The organism is Psychrobacter urativorans, assembly GCF_904846675.1.
Classification (GTDB): Bacteria; Pseudomonadota; Gammaproteobacteria; order Pseudomonadales; family Moraxellaceae; genus Psychrobacter; species Psychrobacter urativorans_B.
The window spans coordinates 54642-74946 of the sequence record NZ_CAJHBT010000013.1 but is presented as its reverse complement, the minus strand read 5'-3'; the positions used below and the strand labels follow the sequence as shown (position 1 = coordinate 74946).

The 20305-nt window shown below is 43.0% G+C and carries 21 protein-coding genes; 4 read left to right on the top strand and 17 right to left on the bottom strand.

All coding sequences use genetic code 11. The annotated features are described in order from the left end of the window. Positions 1–266: 266 nt before the first annotated feature. Complete coding sequence (locus tag JMY06_RS07690; RefSeq protein WP_201617789.1) at positions 267–812, top strand: DUF4442 domain-containing protein; 546 nt, start codon at positions 267–269, stop codon at positions 810–812. A 262-nt stretch (positions 813–1074) separates the two neighbouring features. Here the strand turns inward: JMY06_RS07690 and rplS are convergent, their stop codons facing one another. The 4 genes from rplS to rpsP all read right to left on the bottom strand — a co-directional run bounded on the left by rplS (position 1075) and on the right by rpsP (position 3505). Next, positions 1075–1503 (bottom strand): 50S ribosomal protein L19, encoded by a 429-nt coding sequence (gene rplS / locus JMY06_RS07685; protein WP_201530026.1) that lies wholly within the window; start codon positions 1501–1503, stop codon positions 1075–1077. Positions 1504–1675: 172 nt separating this feature from the next. Further along, on the bottom strand, positions 1676–2446 hold the full coding sequence (gene trmD / locus JMY06_RS07680) for a tRNA (guanosine(37)-N1)-methyltransferase TrmD (RefSeq protein ID WP_201617788.1): 771 nt from the start codon (positions 2444–2446) through the stop codon (positions 1676–1678). A 53-nt stretch (positions 2447–2499) separates the two neighbouring features. Next, complete coding sequence (gene rimM, locus JMY06_RS07675; protein ID WP_201617787.1) at positions 2500–3033, bottom strand: ribosome maturation factor RimM; 534 nt, start codon at positions 3031–3033, stop codon at positions 2500–2502. Between the two features lie 202 nt (positions 3034–3235). Next, positions 3236–3505, bottom strand: a complete 270-nt coding sequence (rpsP, locus tag JMY06_RS07670; protein WP_201530020.1) for a 30S ribosomal protein S16 — start codon at positions 3503–3505, stop codon at positions 3236–3238. A gap of 290 nt (positions 3506–3795) precedes the next feature. Between rpsP and JMY06_RS07665 the strand changes: the two genes are divergently transcribed. Further along, on the top strand, positions 3796–5280 hold the full coding sequence (locus JMY06_RS07665) for an ATP-binding protein (protein ID WP_201617786.1): 1485 nt from the start codon (positions 3796–3798) through the stop codon (positions 5278–5280). A gap of 163 nt (positions 5281–5443) precedes the next feature. Here JMY06_RS07665 and JMY06_RS07660 read toward each other — a convergent pair whose 3' ends face one another. The 13 genes from JMY06_RS07660 to JMY06_RS07600 all read right to left on the bottom strand — a co-directional run bounded on the left by JMY06_RS07660 (position 5444) and on the right by JMY06_RS07600 (position 18701). Beyond that, positions 5444–5626, bottom strand: a complete 183-nt coding sequence (locus JMY06_RS07660; RefSeq protein WP_201617785.1) for a hypothetical protein — start codon at positions 5624–5626, stop codon at positions 5444–5446. Positions 5627–5710: 84 nt separating this feature from the next. Next, positions 5711–7396, bottom strand: coding sequence for an ATP-binding protein (locus JMY06_RS07655; RefSeq protein ID WP_201617784.1), 1686 nt, complete (start codon positions 7394–7396; stop codon positions 5711–5713). Between the two features lie 224 nt (positions 7397–7620). Then, positions 7621–8331 carry a response regulator gene (locus JMY06_RS07650; protein ID WP_201617783.1) on the bottom strand — a complete coding sequence of 237 codons (711 nt, stop codon included), beginning with the start codon at positions 8329–8331 and terminating at the stop codon, positions 7621–7623. 485 nt (positions 8332–8816) lie between these two features. Continuing rightward, a complete protein-coding gene (locus JMY06_RS07645; protein WP_201617782.1) occupies positions 8817–9233 on the bottom strand; it encodes a F0F1 ATP synthase subunit epsilon in 417 nt (138 codons plus the stop codon). A 162-nt stretch (positions 9234–9395) separates the two neighbouring features. Further along, positions 9396–10829, bottom strand: coding sequence for a F0F1 ATP synthase subunit beta (gene atpD, locus JMY06_RS07640; protein ID WP_201617781.1), 1434 nt, complete (start codon positions 10827–10829; stop codon positions 9396–9398). Positions 10830–10878: 49 nt separating this feature from the next. Continuing rightward, positions 10879–11760, bottom strand: a complete 882-nt coding sequence (atpG, locus tag JMY06_RS07635; protein ID WP_201528976.1) for a F0F1 ATP synthase subunit gamma — start codon at positions 11758–11760, stop codon at positions 10879–10881. A 237-nt stretch (positions 11761–11997) separates the two neighbouring features. Next, on the bottom strand, positions 11998–13542 hold the full coding sequence (atpA, locus tag JMY06_RS07630) for a F0F1 ATP synthase subunit alpha (RefSeq protein WP_201617780.1): 1545 nt from the start codon (positions 13540–13542) through the stop codon (positions 11998–12000). A 121-nt stretch (positions 13543–13663) separates the two neighbouring features. Continuing rightward, positions 13664–14287 (bottom strand): F0F1 ATP synthase subunit delta, encoded by a 624-nt coding sequence (locus tag JMY06_RS07625; RefSeq protein ID WP_201528972.1) that lies wholly within the window; start codon positions 14285–14287, stop codon positions 13664–13666. 13 nt (positions 14288–14300) lie between these two features. Continuing rightward, complete coding sequence (locus tag JMY06_RS07620) at positions 14301–14771, bottom strand: F0F1 ATP synthase subunit B (RefSeq protein ID WP_201617779.1); 471 nt, start codon at positions 14769–14771, stop codon at positions 14301–14303. A gap of 79 nt (positions 14772–14850) precedes the next feature. Beyond that, positions 14851–15117 carry a F0F1 ATP synthase subunit C gene (gene atpE, locus JMY06_RS07615; RefSeq protein ID WP_201528968.1) on the bottom strand — a complete coding sequence of 89 codons (267 nt, stop codon included), beginning with the start codon at positions 15115–15117 and terminating at the stop codon, positions 14851–14853. Positions 15118–15150: 33 nt separating this feature from the next. Then, a complete protein-coding gene (gene atpB, locus JMY06_RS07610) occupies positions 15151–16017 on the bottom strand; it encodes a F0F1 ATP synthase subunit A (RefSeq protein WP_201528966.1) in 867 nt (288 codons plus the stop codon). Positions 16018–16924: 907 nt separating this feature from the next. Beyond that, a complete protein-coding gene (locus JMY06_RS07605) occupies positions 16925–17323 on the bottom strand; it encodes an ATP synthase subunit I (protein ID WP_201617778.1) in 399 nt (132 codons plus the stop codon). Between the two features lie 424 nt (positions 17324–17747). Continuing rightward, a complete protein-coding gene (locus JMY06_RS07600) occupies positions 17748–18701 on the bottom strand; it encodes a metal ABC transporter substrate-binding protein (RefSeq protein ID WP_227672238.1) in 954 nt (317 codons plus the stop codon). 188 nt (positions 18702–18889) lie between these two features. Between JMY06_RS07600 and JMY06_RS07595 the strand changes: the two genes are divergently transcribed. Both JMY06_RS07595 and JMY06_RS07590 read left to right on the top strand, forming a co-directional pair. Beyond that, positions 18890–19438: a transcriptional repressor gene (locus tag JMY06_RS07595; protein ID WP_201528996.1), complete on the top strand. Its 549-nt coding sequence runs from the start codon at positions 18890–18892 to the stop codon at positions 19436–19438. A 113-nt stretch (positions 19439–19551) separates the two neighbouring features. Beyond that, positions 19552–20301 (top strand): metal ABC transporter ATP-binding protein, encoded by a 750-nt coding sequence (locus JMY06_RS07590; RefSeq protein ID WP_201528962.1) that lies wholly within the window; start codon positions 19552–19554, stop codon positions 20299–20301. Positions 20302–20305 lie beyond the last annotated feature (4 nt).

Here is a 20305-nt window from a genome sequence, read left to right as displayed (position 1 = left end):
TCTTTGTTGTGGTAAACAAGAGTTTAAGGCGTTGCTTATTTTTTTCAACTATTCCCTAATTCTATACAGACCCTAGTGATATTCACTATTTTTAATTATGATAGAAGCGTTTTGCTCAGCCAATATTTGAACGTAACGATCAGTGACAACACCATCCATAAGCTCTAATAACCCTGTCATTGCTATTTTTTATAAAAATAAAGCCTTGTTTCATAAATCGAGCGTGTACGATTGGTAAGAACAACAAAAGACTAAAGGATAAAAGTATGAGCTTATTACCGAAGAATTTAGAGACGCTAAAACGAAAAACCAAAAAAAATATTATGCCTCTACTAACGCCGCATTTACTTAAGCTGCGTATTAACACTTATGCCCCTTATGTTGGTGCCGGTATTAAGATTGAACACATCGATTTGGATCAAGGACTGTGTGTGGTCAGTATGGCGCTCAATGCCTTAAATAAAAACATCGTGGGTACACAGTTCGGCGGTAGCTTATATTCAATGGTCGACCCCTTTTATATGCTGATGCTGATGCATCAATTGGGCGGCACATATGTAGTCTGGGACAAAAACTCACATATTGAGTTCATCGCGCCCGGTAACAGTAAAGTCACCACCCGGATGAAAATTCCGAGTACCGAGATTGCTACCATCCAAGAACTGGCAAAAGATGGCGAGGCGGTATTCCGTGAATACCAGACGGATATCGTTGACGATCATCAAAAGATCATCGCCACTGTAACCAAAACTATTTATATCCGTCTGCGAAAACATAGTAAATCCAAAAACCAAAGTAGTCGCATTGATTAAGATCGTTGATTGAAATCAATTATTAATAAATCGTTATAGTAGCAATAGTTTTAGTTTTATTAAAAATCGACGATATTAAAAATGGCACATACAAAAACCCCAATCTAGCGTTAGCACAGATTGGGGTTTTGTCTTTTTTGGTACGCCTACTTATTTATATAATAAACCTATGAATAAGGGCTTGTATCTACTGTTGCTCGATTGCTTTGCCGCACAATAGACGACTCAGCAATTGTGCCAAGTTTAAGCGCAATGCTTAAACTTAAATACCAGGTGCAGTATCAACTGCTTTAGGTACGCCAGCGTCAGTTTTTTTCTGAGCTGCTTTAGGGGCACGAGCAACCAACTTTTCGCGGATACGTGCTGATTTACCAGAACGCTCACGTAAGTAGTACAGTTTCGCACGACGAACAGCGCCGCGACGTTTCACTTCGATACTATCAATGATTGGCGAATGCAATTGGAATGCACGCTCAACACCAACACCGCTTGAAATTTTACGAACAGTAAACGCTGAGTTTAGACCGCGGTTACGTTTAGCAATGACAACGCCTTCAAATGCTTGTAGACGCTCACGCTCACCTTCACGGACTTTTACTTGAACCACGACGGTATCACCAGGGGCGAAGCTTGGGCGCTCAAGTAATTGAGCGTTTTCAATGACCTGAACCAATGGATGCTTGTTGCTCATGAGAGTTATCTCCTCACATTAGATAATAGAGGCTTAACGCATATCACCTGTTTATAATAAGTAATCGTGCCTGTTATTAACATCTGTTATTAATAACAGACACAACGTAAAGGGGGTTTGGCAAACGGCCATTATGGTATGACCTGTTTAGTGTTGCTCAAAATTTTATTTCTTAACTGTTTAAGCTCTTTGACTTTGCCAATGCTTTAAGCCACTTGGCTTGCTGCGCCGTTGGCGTGAAAGCTTGCCATAAATCAGGACGCCGCGTTTGCGTGCGCACGACTTGCTGACTAAAGCGCCACTTAGCAATGTTGGCATGATGCCCTGAAAGTAGTACTTCAGGCACTGCCAAACCAGCAAAATTATGTGGCTTAGTATAGTGTGGGCAGTCGAGCAAACCATCGACGAACGAGTCTTGCTCTGCTGATTTGTCATCACCAATAATATCGGGCAGACGACGTATCACACTATCCATTAACACCATCGCTGGCAGCTCACCGCCGCTCAGCACATAATCTCCAAGCGATACTTCAACATCGACATACTGTGACAGTAAGCGCTCATCAATGCCTTCGTAACGACCACACAATATAATCATGCCGTCATACTCAGCCATGCTGACTACACTGCCTTCACTAAGCGTCTGTCCTTGTGGTGACATATAAATCACCGGACAACTCGCTGCCTCCATACGGCAACCATGTTGGCTTGCTCGCAGGCGCGCATCCTCGATAGCTTTTGATAATGGCTCAGCCATCATCACCATTCCAGGACCGCCACCATAGGGACGTTCATCAATACGGCGATAGTTATCAGTGGTGTAATCACGTGGATTGATGCACTCAATTGTGACTTGCTCCTGAGTGACTGCCCGCCCCGTAATACCAAACTCACGGATCGTGGCAAACATCTCAGGAAAAATACTAATCACGGCAAAATACATCTGAATCCCACATGAATGCGTCTTAATAACTATTCGCTAGTAGTTGCTTATCGTTAGTAGTCGCTCGGCCATGCTGCAATGACCGTTTTATTGGCCACATCGACCTCTACAACGGTTTGCTTATGCCAAGGAATCAAGCGCTCCTCCGCATCCAAGCTGTTTGAGTTTGCAGCCACACGCATAAGATCGTGTGCACCGGTCTCAAACATCTCAGTAATATCGCCAAGATACTCGTTTTGCTCATTCATCACACGCATACCAACCAAATCCGACCAATAGTATTCGTCCTCGCTCGGTTCTGGTAGGATGTTCTGCGTAACCCAAACGGTAACACCGTTCATAGTTTCAGCAACGTTACGGTCAGGGACTTGCTCAAACTGAGCAACAAGTCCTGTGCCTTGCTCGCGCCAAGCTTTGACGGTTAACGGCTTTATACCAGTAGCCGTTTTTATCCACCACGGCTGAATATCAAATATGGCCGCATGTTCATCGGTATCGCTGAATACCCAAAGCCAGCCTTTAATGCCGTAAGGCTTTTTGAGCTGACCGATTTTCATAAGGGCACTAGCGTCTGGAACAGATGACATAACGGCTAACCTAACTTAATATAAATGGTAATAGATAAATAACAACTGTCAAAGTATTAACAATCAATTGAATGTAGCAAAAAGCGAAAAACAGTTAAGCGCGTACACTAGTCAGACCAGTTACGCTAGGTGTTCTAAAGCTAAGCAATCAACGCAACTATCGCGCTATCAATACTCAACGACTAGACTTAACAACTGGCAATTAAGCAGTTGCTTCAGTGCTGGTCGCCGCTTTGTTATAAGCTTTGATTAATGAAGCAACACGCTCTGAAGGCTGTGCGCCTTTTTCGACCCATGCATTATACGAGTCCATGTTGACGCGTACAGCTTCTTCTGAATCTTTAGCTAGCGGGTTAAAAAAGCCAATATTCTCGATGTAGCGACCGTCACGCGCGCGGCGTTGATCAGCAACGACTACTTGATAAAATGGGCGTTTCTTGGCACCGCCCCGTGCTAAACGAATAACAACCATGTGAATTCTCTCTTCCGCAGGTATACCAAAAAGGGCATAATTATATCACAGTCTTATTTTATTGAAAACATATACTATGTTTATTTTATTGCTACTGATGCTCAGCGAAACACCTTTATAATGTTGTTTCGCGCACTTCTAGAGTTTATTTAGATCATGATTTAAAATTTATATAAAGCTACCTTAATAGCAAAATAACACTTATAGCCGCCATAGCAACCTTGATTGCATAGCGCATTAATGCCTATTACACTATACTTTATGGCATACCTGTCAGAGCAACATATCCTATGACCACCCCAAACCCTCGTTTACACCACAAAAGATGGCTTGCGCGCTACTATCCCAATAGCTGGTCTAATAGCTGGCTTACCACCTTAATGGTGGCCTTTATTGTGATTATTAGTGTCGGCTTATCAATTTGGTTTTTTTGGCGCAGTTTATATCTGCCGGAGCTTAAAAACCATGCGCGCTATCTCACTAGCGAGCTGCAGCTTATGAACGCAGTCAAAGAAGACTGGCAGGATAATCCAGAAGTTCAGCAATGGCTGTATCAGCATTCACACGTGGTGGTGGTTGATACTCCCAGTGATTTTCCACTGGTTGAGGATAAAGCTTTTGTTGGTATTTTTACCGATGTATTACAGCGTGAAATTGGGGCGCAGTTAGGGCGTCCGGTTGAGGTTTATTTTAAGTTCAAGCCTACCCCGCAGCTGTGGGTTCAGGACAGCCGTGAGAATAGCTTTTGGATTCGTGAACCAGTGGTTTATTATTCGCAATATAGTCCAACATTGATAGGATTATTCTTATTTGGGCTACCGATATTAACCCTGCTGACCATTATTTTACTAGCGCAGCAACTCAACCGTCCACTGCGTCATCTGCAACGTGCCGCCACTAATTATATTCGCCTCGGTCATGCGACTACATTGCCCACACGCGACGGCCCTACTGAAATTCGGCAAGTCAATCTCGCCTTTAATCGCCTGTTCACCACCCTCAATCAAGCACAAAAAGAGCGTACGATTATGCTGGCGGGTATCTCTCATGATTTGCGCACACCATTGACGCGAATGCGCCTGACCGCTGAGATGCTACCTGATGACTTCTTCCGTGAAGGCCTCATTTATGATATCGAGGATATGGATGCCATCTTGGAGCAATTTATATCCTTTATGAAAGATGGCTCCGATGAACCGGTTCGTTTGACCAATTTAGATATTATTTTTAATGAAATTATGGTGCAGTTTGCGCCGATGCAGTTTGTCTATCAATCAGAATGTCACAAGGCCGTACCCGTACGGCCATTATCTATTAAACGCTTGATTATTAATCTGGTGAATAATGCCAATCGTTATGGCAAACCGCCGATTTATCTATCAGCAACTATTGTACCGACCTTTATAGAAACGACTGTTATTGTCGATGACGAGGTCATTAGCGAAAGCGCCGTTAATGAAGAAGCGCAAGAGCAGCTGGTGATATGTGTGCGCGATTGTGGTGGCGGTGTGGCAGAAGACCAACTAGAGCGCATCATGCAGCCGTTTGAGCGCGGTGAGACTGCGCGTACGACACAAGGTAGTGGTCTTGGTCTAGCTATTGTTAGCCGCATTGCACGCTTACATCATGGCACAGTTGAGGCGATTAATCATCCGCATGGTGGCTTGCAGGTCTGTGTGCGTATTCCTTTAATATCTAAAGTCGCTGGCGAAGAAGGAGCGGATACCGAAGCTAAGAGCTTAACGCCTCCTGAGAATGTCATAAAAGGCGAGTAGCGGCAATTATCATTGAATGTTGATTGATCAGATAAAATTCTTTTTTATTAAATAGCATTACTTATCATTGAATAAGCAACCTTACTTTTGACTGCCTACTGTCCGACTATCAGAACAGCCATCATAAGTAAGTATTAAAGTAAGTTGGCTAAGGTAAATCCTCTTAGTCTTCACTGCCAATCAGCGGTGGAATATGTTCAGCACTATTGTCAAAAGGTAGCGGATGAATCAGCGTCTCTTGCGCAGTTTGTAGACTCTGAGTAGGCGACGGCTGCTGAATAAACAGATAGTAACCCAGCGTGATCGCATTCAATATCACCAGCCCACCGGACATATACGGCATCATCTACCCTCCTATCCCTTGAAGTTATACGAGCGTCAAAATGTGCGCTTTAGTCCTTCAAATATTGTCTTAATTAAGCTTAGGAAGTTATGAATCGAATGTACGGTCGCTTTTTTCTTGAGTAATTTGATCGGCAGCAATCGTTTGGGTCAATGGTTTTATGGGCCACGTCATCACAAAGCGTGCGCCACCAAGATCCGGACTTTCATCAACTTTCATACTACCACTAAACCAGAACGCAATCCGCGATACAATAGATAAACCTAACCCGTAACCGCCCGATGCCCGCGTCCGGCTGTCATCTAAGCGTGAAAACGGGATAAATACTTTTTCTCGATCCATTTCTGGAATGCCGTGTCCATCGTCCTCAACGCTGACAAAGGCATCGCCTTTTTTGACCCCCGCACTAATAACAATAGTAGTCTCGGCATAGCGCAGGGCATTACCAGCAAGGTTTTGGATAACGCGGTGCAAGTAGCGACGATCTGCCACTGCCGTTACTTTTGAGCTTGGCGGCTTGCCCACGATTTTGATATCTTTACCCAAAGCATTGGTTTCACGTACGATTTGCTCAATAAGCTCTTTAAGATTAACCGGCTCTAAATCCAGCTTCGGTGAGCCTTCCTCTAACTTTGCATAGGTCAAAATCTCATCAATCAGGCCATTAAGCGACTCAATATCTTCGTCGATGAAATCACGCTGCGTAAACCGAGAGTCTTCATCATCGGTATCTGCCAGCATATCAACTGCAAAGCGAATACGCGCCACAGGAGTACGCAGCTCATGCGAGACTGCCCTTGTCAGCTCGCGCTGAGATTCAATTAGGCGCTTAATGTGTGAGGTCATGGCATTAAAAGTTGCTGACAGTCGGGCTATCTCATCCTGACCAATAACTTGCACCCGACTGTCAAGGTTACCTCGACTGACCTCATTGACCCCCACCTGAATCAGTTGTAATTTACGCTCAAGCGGAAAAATTAACGCATAAACGCCCAGACTTATCAAAAACATACTGATAAGAACCATACTGATAATCAAATTCAGCGGGAACCAGTTAAATAATGGCACCGGGCCCATTGAGATTGCCATATCACTAATCTCTGATGGCACAATAATGCGGATAGATGAGTTACTTTGGCTGGTGTTGGTATCTTGAAACAGAATGACGACTTCATCACGGCGTAGGCGTGCCAGCTGGTCACTATCTAGATTGAGAGTATTTACGCCTTTGAGCGCTAAAGGGAAAGGAAATTTTTCTTCTAATTCAGTAAGTCGAGCGCGCTTAGCGGACAGCGTCGTATAATAGGACATGTCGTCTAACAAAAACACTGCCATCGCCCGTACTTGCTGCTCGGTAACTTGCGTTATTCTGACTGTTAACACACTCTCACCATCAGGCAGACGATGATATACATCCGTATAATTCAACTGATCGACATAACGTACCACCGTCTCGTCACTCTCAAAACGGCGCTGCTCGCTTGAGCTGAAATCCACCTCTTTAATCGGAATAATGCGGAAAGTAGAGCCAAACAAGCTACTGGCATCAGACAGCCAATATTCGCGCTGGGTCTCACTATCTTGGCGAGCAATCCCTTCGCCGACCAAGTAAAAGGCACCGGTCGCCATATTTTCGCGATAGGATTGTACACGCTCCTTATTAATGGTATCCATCAATAGCTGCGCAAATAACGCCACGCATAGGCAGACGATTAATAGTCCCGCATAAATTCGAACGAAAATACTGTGTTTTAGAGAAGAAACTAGTGACATACGTGCTGCGACCGAATCTGTTGAGTTATGACTTACTGGCTAAATAAAGGCTACTATTTGAGCGTAGATTTAGAACTTTGACTGTAGCGCTCAATTAAAACACATAACGCTATATATAAGTTTAAAAAGTTAAAATTTACCTATAAAAAAACCAGCATGACGCTGGTTCTTTATTTGATTTATTGCTAATCAGACATTTAATCAAATAAATTTATGTTAATTGATTAATTACCCTCTTTAACGAACAAATAACCTTTACTACGTACTGTTTTGATACGTTTTGGGTTTTCTGGATCGTCACCGATTTTTGGACGAATACGCGAGATACGCACGTCAATAGAACGGTCTTGACCGTCATATTCGATACCACGCAGGCGCTCGAAGATATCTTCACGTGACAAAATGCGACCGGCATTAGACGCCAGCAACCATAATAAGTCATATTCAGCACTAGTAAAATCAACCAGCTCTTCGCCTAGCATGACCGAACGACCGCCATTATCAATAACCAATTCGCCAAATTCTAAGCGCTGTGGCACATCATCTGATGGGGCATTTTCAGAACGACGTAGCAAGGCACGAATACGGGCTAGTAAAACGCGGGGCTGGGCAGGCTTGGCAACATAATCATCCGCACCCATCTCAAGACCCAATACCTGATCCATATCTTCAGTACGTGCAGTGAGCATCAAAATAGGATTTTGATAGTGTGGGCGCACTTCACGGCATACCGTCAAGCCATCACTACCAGGAAGCATGACATCAAGCACCACCAAGTCTGGCTGCTCATTAACGATACGGCGAATAGCGCGATTGCCATCAGTTTCGATAGCTACTTCTAAACCGTTTTTGACCAAGTAATCTTGAGTCAACATGGCCAAACGCTCATCATCTTCAACAATCAAAATTCGCGGGGTGTTGTCTTCATCAGTCATTTTGGGTGTCCTTTAAAATATAAAGAGATAAAAATTGAAAGCAAGGGAGATTAACTGCACAATAAAGTGGAACAATTCAGGTTTATAGTAACGGCACAAATACGGTGGCACATTATACTATTAAACAGGCGGCTTGCTATACTATAGCTTATAGTCGTTAACAAAACCTATAAACTATACTACCTAAAGCTTTAGTTTTCATCCAAAATTTTTATGCTAAACACTATTAATATCAATACTAACAACATAAGTCTATTAATATAGAGTTTTGACCATAAAAGTACTGGTTAATCATATAAATAACACGACTCTTCTTTTTATCACGCAACACAGTCACATCTCAATATTAGTGAGTATATCTTTTACCCCGCCCATTATTTGAATTGAAATATTGATAAGAAATTAGAAATAGCTACTTTACACCATACAATAAAAAAACAGCCCTTAACGGACTGTCTTTTCGATAAAACGTATAAATTCTAATCTTAAGCACGGTTTTTATACTTATGAATGGTTTGTAGCTGTGCCACTGATTCGGCTAATGAAGCTAAAGCCGCATTAGTTTGTACCATATCAGATTGATTGACCAGCATTTGCTCCGCCTTTCTGCGTGCTTCAACGATTTTGCTTTCGTCGAGATTATGCGCGCGCATAGCCGTATCGGCTAATACAGTTACCATTTTCGGTTGCACTTCTAAAACACCGCCAGAGACATAGATAACTTCTTCTGCGCCATCTGGTGTTTGCACCCGCATCGGGCCAGGCTTAAGCAAAGTAATGAGCGGTGTGTGGCCTGCTAGCACCCCAACTTCGCCCTCGCTACCGGTAGCGATCAACATGCTGATTTCCCCTGAATATAATTCTTCACGGGCACTTACGATGCGACATTGAAGCGTTGCCATGCCTTTCTCCTTACTATTAAATCAGCTATCAAAGCAGTTACTAAAATGACTTTTAAAACAACCATCAAAATTATTTTTACAGCCGTTCTAATAATTTCAGTGCGAGGTGCATTAGCAAATAGACAATATAGTCTAGTTGCTAATTGATTAGGCGTAAATAGCTTATGCTGAAGCCGCTTTCATTTTTTCTGCTTTAGCGACTACTTCGTCGATGCCGCCAGCCATATAGAAAGCTTGCTCTGGTAGGTCGTCATATTCACCAGCAATAATTGCTTTAAAGCTAGCAATAGTATCGCGTAGTGGTACATATTTACCAGGCGCACCAGTGAAAATCTCGGCTACGTGGAATGGCTGTGATAAGAAGCGCTGAATTTTACGGGCACGATAAACGGTTAGTTTATCTTCTTCTGATAGCTCATCCATACCCAAAATGGCAATAATGTCTTTCAGTTCTTTATAGCTCTGCAATACTTCCTGCACACCGCGAGCAACGTTATAATGCTCTTCGCCGATCACTTGTGGATCAAGCTGACGCGAGGTTGAATCTAGTGGATCTACTGCAGGATAAATACCTTGTGAGGCAATGTCACGACTTAGTACAACGGTTGCATCTAAGTGAGCAAAAGTAGTAGCAGGTGATGGATCGGTTAAGTCATCGGCTGGTACATATACCGCTTGTACTGAAGTGATTGAACCTGATTGGGTTGATGTAATACGCTCTTGTAGCATACCCATCTCTTCAGCTAGTGTTGGCTGATAACCAACGGCTGATGGCATACGGCCTAGCAGTGCGGATACTTCAGTACCGGCTAGCGTATAACGGTAGATATTATCAACGAACAATAGAACGTCGCGACCTTTACCAGTTTCAGGGTCTTTGGTATCACGGAAGTACTCAGCCATAGTTAGACCAGACAGTGCAACACGCAGACGGTTACCCGGTGGCTCATTCATCTGACCGTATACCATCGCCACTTTAGATTTGCTAAAGTCTTCGGTATTAACAACACCAGCGTCTTGCATTTCGTGATAGAAGTCATTGCCTTCACGCGTACGCTCACCAACACCGGCAAACACTGACAAACCTTCGTGTTTGAGTGCAATGTTGTTAATCAATTCCATCATGTTGACAGTTTTACCAACCCCAGCACCACCGAACAAACCAACTTTACCACCTTTAGCGAACGGGCAAAGTAAATCGATTACTTTAATACCGGTCTCTAACAGCTCAGTACTGTTCGATTGTTCCGCATAGCTTGGCGCTTCACGGTGAATTGACCAGCGCTCATCTGCAACTACTGGACCTTCTTCATCGATAGGACGACCAAGAACATCCATAATACGGCCAAGCGTACCGATACCAACAGGCACAGAAATAGGTGCGCCAGTATTAGTAACTGGTAAGTTACGTTTTAAGCCTTCAGTGGAACCCATAGCAATAGTACGTACAATGCCATCACCTAACTGTTGCTGTACTTCTAGGGTGGTCTCGGTACCGTCTACTTGCAAGGCATCATAAATCTGAGGTACTTCGTTACGGTTGAACTCAACGTCAAGAACCGCGCCAATAATCTGTACAATACGACCGCTACTCATTGCGTTCTCCTTGAACTTCTATATATAGGGACTGTCTAGGGGGTGTCAATTAGGAAACAGCGGCAGCACCGCCAACGATTTCCGAGATTTCTCGGGTAATCGCCGCTTGACGCAGCTTGTTATAAACCAACTGTAAATCATTAATTAGGTCGCCAGCATTATCGGTGGCCGCTTTCATAGCAACCATTCGCGACGACTGCTCAGAGGCAATGTTTTCCATGACCGCTTGATAAACAATCGACTCAATATAGCGCCCAAGCAAATCATCAATCAAGGTCTCGATATCAGGCTCGTAGATATAATCCCAGCTAAGTTCAGTCTGCATACCACTTTCATCATCGCCGAACGAGCCCTCTGGTAAAGGCACTAGCTGATTGACCGTGGGCTTTTGGGTCATAGCATTGACAAACTTATTATAAACCACATAAATACGGTCTATTTTACCTTTGTTATAATCATCCAGCATCGCTTGAACGGGTGCATTTAGCTGCTCAAAGGTTGGTTTGTCGCCATAATCAGTGACAGCTGAAGTAACTTTGCCACCGAAGCTTTTAAAGAAGCTGACGCCTTTAGCGCCAATAACTGCAAATTCAGCTTGTACAGACTGGTCTTGGTACTGTTTAATACTTTTAGATAAGGCTTTGAATAAGTTAATATTCAAACCACCTGCAAGGCCGCGGTCAGAGGTGATGACAATATAACCCACCTTATTAACCGGACGTGCTTCCATATAAGGGTGTTTATAGTCTGATGAAGCATGCACCAAATGTGAAATAACCCGGCGCATACTATCAGCATACGGGCGACCCACAACCATGCGCTCTTGTGCTCGGCGCATCTTACTCGCAGCCACCATTTGCATGGCACGGGTAATTTTCTGGGTGCTTTGAATACTGGTGACTTTGGCACGTATTTCTTTTAAGCTTGCCATAATGATTCCAATATAAGAGGGTTAAAAAAGCATTGGCGAATGCAACAATAACTTGCCGCACTATTTTTTAGCACTATGCAATCACAGCAGTCATATGCCATTAGTTGTGACTAAAGCGACGCAAATATCTTTTAAGACAACGCGCCACTCTATAAGCTTGGAAGTTATTACCTATTAAGATAATAATAACTCGCTAGCTACAAGCTACAACCAACCAAACCGGCTTAACCCGTTAAATTAATAACTGTGGTTTTGTTTAAAAGTCTCTACTGCTGACTTTAAACGACCTGCAATATCATCATTATATTTTGCAGTGTCATCAATCTCTTTCATCAAGTCAGCTTGCTCATCATGCATATAACGTAAATAGCTTTCTTCAAAAGAACCAATTTTTTCAACAGGAACGTCTGAGAGGAATCCTTCGTTTGATGCGTAGATAACCGCACTTTGCTCGGCAATAGACATCGGCTGGTACTGTTTCTGCTTCATCAGTTCAGTAACGCGTTCACCATGATCAAGCTGTTCACGAGTCGCATCATCAAGGTCCGATGCAAACTGCGCGAATGCTGCTAATTCACGATACTGAGCTAGAGCGGTACGGATGCCACCTGATAGTTTCTTAATAATCTTAGTTTGCGCCGCGCCGCCAACACGAGATACCGAAATACCAGCGTTCACCGCTGGACGGATACCTGAGTTAAATAAGCTGGATTCTAAGAAGATCTGACCATCAGTAATTGAAATCACGTTGGTCGGTACGAATGCCGAGACGTCACCAGCTTGGGTTTCGATGATTGGTAGCGCGGTTAAAGAACCAGTTTTACCAACCACTTCGCCATTGGTGAATTTTTCTACATAGGCTGCGTTAACGCGTGATGCACGCTCAAGTAAACGTGAATGTAGATAGAATACGTCACCAGGATAGGCTTCACGGCCTGGCGGACGACGTAGCAAGAGTGAAATCTGACGATAAGCTACCGCTTGTTTTGATAAATCATCAAACACAATGAGTGCATCTTCGCCGCGGTCACGGAAGTATTCACCCATCGTACAACCTGAATACGGTGCAATATACTGTAGTGCTGCTGGTTCTGAGGCTGATGCAACCACAACCGTAGTATATTCAAGCGCACCAGTCTGCTCAAGCTTACGTACAACGTTAGCAATGGTAGAGCGTTTTTGCCCGATAGCTACGTATACACACTTAATACCAGAAGATTTCTGTGCAATAATCGCATCAATCGCCATGGCTGTTTTACCAGTCTGACGGTCACCAATGATAAGTTCGCGCTGACCACGACCGATTGGTATCATGGTATCAACCGCTTTATAACCGGTCATTACGGGTTGGTCTACTGACTGACGATCGATAACGCCTGGGGCGATTTTTTCGACTTTATCGGTCAGTTTTGCATTGATAGGACCTTTGCCATCAATAGGATTACCTAAGGCATCAACAACACGGCCTAACAGCTCAGGGCCTATCGGCACTTCAAGAATACGACCGGTACAATAGGCTTTCTGGCCTTCTTGTAGTTTTAGGAAGTCGCCTAATACTACCGCGCCCACAGAATCACGCTCTAAGTTAAGCGCCATGCCGTAAATCTCGCCTTCGAACTCAATCATTTCGCCATACATGGCATCTTCAAGACCATGAATCTGCACGATACCGTCAGATACTTTGACAATCGTGCCTTCATTCTTTGCAGTTGCACCCGCATCAAGGTCTTGAATTCGCTGCTTAATCAGGTTACTGATTTCCGCTGGATTCAATTGTTGCATTGACTGGTTTCCTTTAATTTATGATAACCCGCCTACTGACTTAAATGCTCTACTTATCACTCAAACTATTGTCACGCAGACCTGACTTAACCAGTCGACATTGATGAGTAGATAAATGGCATTAGGCCGTTAGCTGTGTTTTTAACTGTTGTAACTTGCCGCGCATAGAATCATCGATGATTTTGTCACCAATTTTGATAGTAGCGCCTGCCAATAAGCTTTGATCAACCGACTCATGAATCACTACATCGGCATTTAGCGAGGTAGCAAGACGTCTTTGCAACAGCTCTCGCTGTGCGCCGGTCAATGGATAGGCAGAGGTCACATAAGCGTCAAGTTGCTTTAAGCTTAGAGCTTTGTGACGGCGATAATGCTCATAAACTTCAGGAAGCAGCGCCAGACGCTCTTGCTCTGATAGCTGATGAACGAAGTTGCTAAGCGCTGTTGACACTTTAGGATAGCTGACGGTGCTGTCTCGATTATGCCCTTGGGTTGCACCCAATAGTTGCTTAAAAGCAGAATCATTAGCGCTCGCTACTTGTGTATCATAAAGGTCGACCAAAGCGGCTGACTTATGCTCAGCAGAAACGGCTGGATTGTCTAGCAATGGTTGGAACGATTTGTCATTGACAATCGTACTGGCAATAAATAAGAAGTCTTCCCACTCATTTACCACCCCGTTCTCATTGGCATAGTCAAACGCGGCTTTAGCGTAGGGTCTTGCTAAGGTTGATAAGTCAGCCATTATATCCTCACTATTACAGCTTCGCCGCCAGTTGGTCTAACATGCTGGCATGTTTTTGCATATCGATTTTCTCTTGCAAAATCTTCTCAGCACCAAGTACCGCAAGCTCTGCGACTTGGGCACGTAATGATTCCCGTGCTTGATTGATCTCTTGATCGATAGACGCTTGTGCTTGTTGACGGATACGTTCGCCTTCCACTTGGGCTTGCGATTTAGCATCTTCAACGAGCTGGTTGGCACTTTTATTCGCTTGCTCAATTAATGCAGCAGCTTTGGTCTTAGCGAGGTCAAGCTCCTGCTGTACATCTTGCTCCGCGGAGGCCAAATCTGCTTTTGCTTTTTCCGCCGCATTTAGACCGTCAGCGATTTTACGCTGACGGTCATTAATTGCGCCGATAAGTGGTGGCCACACGAATTTCATGCAGAACATCACAAATATTGCAAAAGCAATGGCTTGACCGATGAGGGTAGAATTGATATTCACGTGATCACCTCTTTGTTAATGAAAAGTCAGTTTCATTGACCATGTTTGACAGTCAAACATTTACAACTGAAATTTCAGACTAAGCGCCTAGAGGGTTTGCAAATAACAATAGCATAGCAATACCAACACCAATCATCGGTACGGCATCAAGTAGGCCGGCCACGATGAACATACGAGTCTGCAACTGTGAGCCAAGCTCTGGCTGACGGGCAACACCTTCTAAGAATTTGCCACCTAAGATAGCAAAACCAATACCGGTACCAAGTGCGCCTAAACCGATAAGCAAAGCTACTGCGATAACTGTGTAACCATCTAGAGTTGTTTGCGCTAATAATACTGGATCCATTGATGTATCCTCATTTACCTATTGAATGTCTAATTAATGTTCAGTTGATGATGCAAGCGACATATAAACTATCGTCAACATCATAAATACGAACGCTTGGAGTGTAATAATCAAAATGTGGAAGATAGCCCACGGTACAGATAACGCCCATTGAATCCAGAATGGCATTAGGGCAATCAATACAAAAATCAGCTCCCCAGCATACATGTTGCCGAATAGACGCAGACCTAACGAAATAGGCTTGGCTATCAAAGTAACAAACTCTAAGATAAAGTTAATGGGGATTAAAATGATTTGTACGATAGGGTTTTTGGCGCTAAACGGATGAAGAGTTAACTCGCCGACAAAACCGCCAAGGCCTTTTTCTTTGATACTATAAAAGAGAATCAGCGCAAAGACAGAAAACGACATGCCAAGCGTGATGTTAGGATCAGTGGTTGGAACGATCTTAAAGAAGACATGATGGGGATCATGACCCATCGCCGCGCCGATTTGTCCAGCAATGCTTGGGATAAAGTCGATGGGTAATAAATCCATCAAGTTCATTAAGAAGATCCACACAAAGATGGTCAGCGCCAAAGGTGCTACCAACTTTGAGGTACCACTATACGAATCACGGACGTTATTATCAACAAACTCAACGATCATCTCAACGGCAGCTTGTAGTTTACCTGGCACGCCTGAAGTGACTTTTTTAGCAACTAACCAAAAGATGGTACAAAATAAAATACCCAGACCAATTGACCAAAGCATAGAGTCAAGATGGATAGCCTTAAAGCCCATTAATCCCGCTTCTTCAGCGGTATATGCGACTTTCCAACCTTCGCCCGGCAGATAGCCGTACGTCCAATTCGTTAAGTGGTGAGAGATATATTCTGATGATGTTTGCTCAGCTGCCATAATATAAGCTTCTTATTAATCAACGATTTAATCAACTACCAAAAAAAACGGCTGTCATCTGATGAGTAGGTTAGCGTGTCAACTTGTAGCGCTTAAGCGCGGTGCAAATTCATTGTGCTATACCTATCATGTAACCAACAACATCCAACCCCTAAAGCTGATGCAAGTACCTGTTTTTAATAGCATTTCATGATATTTTATAAATTTTAGCTATCAAAAAAGGGCTTATGAGTAGTCATTACCAGCCCTTGGTATCTGCACATAAATTTATTATGTGAGTGTTTGCCTATATCCTATAAGCAAAGTCCGTGCTCAATACAGCACGTTTAAGCAAAACATTTAACTGTATATCTTAATGCAGCGTAGTATTCATGTAAAGTCAATTATTTGTTTTTTATCCAATGTATGAGTAAGGTGGCGGCTGTGGGCGTTTAGTAACATAGCTTTGCGCCTATAATTAAATTGTAAAAATCTATTAAAATAGCATCATTATTGCGCAACAGACGTCCTAAATTCGCTGATAATGATAGATTTTATATCGTTTTTAACAATTATTTGTAGAAATCAGTACTATTTTGTTTTTTATTTACTCATACTTTTGAGAATAGTTGTTTTTTTAATAATAGCTTTTTAACAAAAATTACTTTTAGTGCTGCTGTTATTACCAATATTCTTAGCCTTGGCACTTAACAATCGTTATTTACTATTATATTTGGTAGTACTGAGTTAGCCGTGGAGAAATTGGACGGCGGGATGACCTTATTTACACTATTCGTAACAAATACTACTGATAACCATAATTTTTGTATTTTTATGATGAGTATTGCTGTTATATCGAACGACTGCATAGTAAACAAGCGAGGCTCAATGAAATAAATATGCTTGAGTCGTTGTACTTTTACAGGCGTTAGCGTATGTGCCATAACATCCAACTGTGACTAATCTGCATTACTATAAAACCGATGAACAGCGCAGGCGCGGATAGAGGTTTTATGATAATAAAAATTAGTGCGAAACCAAACACGGTCAGTAGCCATTTGATTATCTGACCTCGATATAGCTGGCTGACAATACGTCCGCGCGCGCGATATCCAGTATGCCAAAAGATAAAACCAGCAAAGACCGCTTGTGTAGCAAAGCTTAATAGCGCACCGATTGCGCTGCTTTTAGCCACAATAAGCCCACTATGTAGCCAAGCGACATCTAATATCGAGGCGATAACAATCAGAATAAACAGTATCCATGCTTGCCGCTTCAAATAAACGCCAATCTGATCTTTTTGCGTGCGCTTGGCAGGCTTGGTCATTAGCTATCCTATAGCATTGGGACAACAACTGCTTACTATTCGTTGAACGCAAGCTGACTTATCCGTGAATGGTTCACTATATGCAGGAGAACTTTTATAAAGCCTAGCTTTTATAATCTTAAATCCTCGATAAAATCCAGATTGTGATCAAAATAAAGCGCCACTCATTATAGGGAGCATGCACCTGTTAAGCAAGTAAAACATGGCGCTTATCAAGTGTTTAACTTGAATATTGCCGCCTATTTATCTGCGTATGAAACACAAATTATCTGCGTATGAAACACAAATTATCTGCGTATGAAACACAAACTATTTTAACACTAATAATCGAATATCGGAGCGGTTTATCCGTACCCATTAAAACTAACACTGTCACATATAATGAGCTTACTTATAATAACATTATTTATGATGCTCTGAGTTTTTAGGATATACAGTGGCGTATATGCTGCGCCATACTGCTCCAGCCACTGACGAATTCTTTACTGGCGCTCATATCTTCAGCTTGTACTGTGCTGGTTACCGGTTGCAACTTAGCAAGTAAGCCTTTAGCGGGATCACTTTGAGTCACCAGGCACATTTTTTTTGCCGGACGCTGCTCATTGAGCCAGCGTAACTGGCTGGCTTTTGGTGCTAGATGATGGTCGGTACTAAGACTACCAATAAGCTTTAAGTGCAAAGCAGGCTCCATGTATTGATAGGCATCGTGATACGCCCAATACGGATACGTCTTTTGTTTGCCTTGTTGCTGCATTTTAGCAACGGTGCTATCCATGCGTTGAGCGAATTTTTGCGCATTAGTATGATAGAGCTTTTTATACTGCGGATTGGCATGGCTATGAATGACGGCAAGTGCACGAGTAATGGCTTTGGCATTTTCAGGATCCAGCCAAATATGTGGGTCCAGCGTGCCAGCAATCGGCTGACCTTTAACATCACGTAGGGGATGCCGATTAAAAGCATTGAACCCAAATAATGAAATCGCATTGGGTGCAGTCTCTAAACTCGATGCTAAATTATTTTCTAATGACGCACCAAACCACACCACAAACTTGCTGTCTTGAATGGCTTTGATGTCGCCAGGACTAATACTTCCATGATGCCCTACTTCACCAGGCTGTAATAGTTGCTTGGCAGATGGCGCACCTTCAGTTACTGCCTGACTTAATAAAAATAGCGGATAGTTACTGACGCTAACTGTCGCCGCTTGCGCGCTCGTCATCATCATAACTGAGCTTAATAACACTGAAATTAATGACACGAACGATACTACTATCCAGCGCTTCGGCTGGCGTAATAGCCTTAGTGTTTTAATAAAAATTTGTGTATGTACTTTTTTAATATTAGCGGTCGCGCAGCGTTGATAATTGGCGTGCATGCGGTGATTATCCTATTAAGGTATATTGATGGTATATTTTGGATAGACTGACGCAATTTTATAATTATAATTTTATGTCGCTATATGCATTATGTTATACTATAACAATTAAAAGCGCTAACTTATTTTTGGGAGTTTACACGGTGTCTATTACTTCATCTATCTGTGAATCATCCGTCTGTTGTCACATGCACAATAATCTTTTACACGATGTACAGCATTTTACTGCTCATGATATTACTGCGCGGCTAGCAGCAGCAAAAGAGCAATGCCAAGCTCGCGGCGTACGCTTTACCCCACTACGTCAACAGATATACAGCCTGATATTGCAAGCTGATAAACCGGTTGGCGCTTATGATCTCATCACCCAATTACAGCAAATACGTTTGGCAGAACCAAAGAATGCAGAAGTAGCTGACGCAAAATTAAATAATACCAAGCCGGCAAAAAAAAACGCGCCGAAGAATGTAGCGCCGCCGACTGTTTATCGTAGCTTAGAGTTTTTATTGAGCGAGAATTTAATTCATCAGCTAACTTCTATCAATTCCTATGTGCCTTGTTGTCATCCACGCGAGCAGCATACTGCGGCCTTTTTAATCTGTGAGCATTGTCAGCGCGTACAAGAATGTAGCAGTGTGCCCGTGCAAGAAATCATGAGCTTCGCTGAGCAAGATGTTGGCTTTGTTGTCGCTCGTAGTGTCATTGAGCTGAGCGGTCGCTGCCAAGATTGCCAATAAAGCATCCCCATAAAAATAATTTATATAGAAACCACTCATACGGTTTTTTTATCATCTACACTATTAGCCGCCATTTCATGACCTATTCTGTATCGTCATATAAGCAACCGCCTATGTCTACTGCTAATCATAGAACACCCTTACTCACTTTGAGCGATGTCGGTTATGATATTGGCCAACAGCGCTTGGTATCACATATTAATATTGATATTGCAGTCAATGAAACTGTGAGTCTTATCGGCCCTAATGGCGCTGGTAAATCAACCTTAGTAAAGTTAATTTTAGGCTTGATTACGCCCAGCAAAGGGCATATTAATGTGCATCAAAAGCTGCAGTTGGGTTATGTGCCGCAGCGCTTTGCGGTGCCGCCAATCTTACCGCTGCGGGTACAAGACTTATTAGCGCAAGCGGATAAGCGTCGTTTAACGCCCGAGCAACGCCAGTTTATCTTTGACAACTTATCACTGACGCATTTATTATCGCGGCAAATGCTGCATTTATCTGGTGGTGAAACCCAGCGGGTATTATTAGCGCGGGCGCTGTTAGATAAGCCAAATTTATTAATATTGGATGAGCCGATGCAAGGATTAGATCCTGATACGGAAGTCTGGTTGTATCAATTTATTGATGAGCTGCCAGAATTCCTACGCTGCGCCATGCTAGTGGTATCGCATGATTTGCATTGGGTGATGAGAGGTAGCCGGCGAGTGATTTGTCTTAATAAGCATATTTGCTGCGAAGGCCAGCCTAGCGAGCTTGCTATCAGTACTGAGTTTCAAAAGCTGTTCGGTCATCATTATGAGCAACCGTATGTCCACAAGACGCATGATTGTGAACATCATGCGCCAAGCGAGCTATTATAAAAGC

Bases quoted from the DNA above. Each gene is read 5' to 3' on its own strand.
- rplS (WP_201530026.1), bottom strand. From the start codon at position 1,503: ATGAGCAACAAGCATCCATTGGTTCAGGTCATTGAAAACGCTCAATTA.
- JMY06_RS07625 (WP_201528972.1), bottom strand. From the start codon at position 14,287: ATGGCTGACTTATCAACCTTAGCAAGACCCTACGCTAAAGCCGCGTTT.
- JMY06_RS07605 (WP_201617778.1), bottom strand. From the start codon at position 17,323: ATGACCAAGCCTGCCAAGCGCACGCAAAAAGATCAGATTGGCGTTTAT.
- JMY06_RS07595 (WP_201528996.1), top strand. From the start codon at position 18,890: ATGCACAATAATCTTTTACACGATGTACAGCATTTTACTGCTCATGAT.
- JMY06_RS07655 (WP_201617784.1), bottom strand. From the start codon at position 7,396: ATGTCACTAGTTTCTTCTCTAAAACACAGTATTTTCGTTCGAATTTAT.
- rimM (WP_201617787.1), bottom strand. From the start codon at position 3,033: ATGTCATCTGTTCCAGACGCTAGTGCCCTTATGAAAATCGGTCAGCTC.
- JMY06_RS07665 (WP_201617786.1), top strand. From the start codon at position 3,796: ATGACCACCCCAAACCCTCGTTTACACCACAAAAGATGGCTTGCGCGC.
- JMY06_RS07590 (WP_201528962.1), top strand. From the start codon at position 19,552: ATGTCTACTGCTAATCATAGAACACCCTTACTCACTTTGAGCGATGTC.
- JMY06_RS07660 (WP_201617785.1), bottom strand. From the start codon at position 5,626: ATGATGCCGTATATGTCCGGTGGGCTGGTGATATTGAATGCGATCACG.
- rpsP (WP_201530020.1), bottom strand. From the start codon at position 3,505: ATGGTTGTTATTCGTTTAGCACGGGGCGGTGCCAAGAAACGCCCATTT.
- JMY06_RS07600 (WP_227672238.1), bottom strand. From the start codon at position 18,701: ATGCACGCCAATTATCAACGCTGCGCGACCGCTAATATTAAAAAAGTA.
- atpA (WP_201617780.1), bottom strand. From the start codon at position 13,542: ATGCAACAATTGAATCCAGCGGAAATCAGTAACCTGATTAAGCAGCGA.
- atpD (WP_201617781.1), bottom strand. From the start codon at position 10,829: ATGAGTAGCGGTCGTATTGTACAGATTATTGGCGCGGTTCTTGACGTT.
- atpG (WP_201528976.1), bottom strand. From the start codon at position 11,760: ATGGCAAGCTTAAAAGAAATACGTGCCAAAGTCACCAGTATTCAAAGC.
- JMY06_RS07650 (WP_201617783.1), bottom strand. From the start codon at position 8,331: ATGACTGATGAAGACAACACCCCGCGAATTTTGATTGTTGAAGATGAT.
- JMY06_RS07645 (WP_201617782.1), bottom strand. From the start codon at position 9,233: ATGGCAACGCTTCAATGTCGCATCGTAAGTGCCCGTGAAGAATTATAT.
- atpE (WP_201528968.1), bottom strand. From the start codon at position 15,117: ATGGATCCAGTATTATTAGCGCAAACAACTCTAGATGGTTACACAGTT.
- atpB (WP_201528966.1), bottom strand. From the start codon at position 16,017: ATGGCAGCTGAGCAAACATCATCAGAATATATCTCTCACCACTTAACG.
- trmD (WP_201617788.1), bottom strand. From the start codon at position 2,446: ATGTATTTTGCCGTGATTAGTATTTTTCCTGAGATGTTTGCCACGATC.
- JMY06_RS07690 (WP_201617789.1), top strand. From the start codon at position 267: ATGAGCTTATTACCGAAGAATTTAGAGACGCTAAAACGAAAAACCAAA.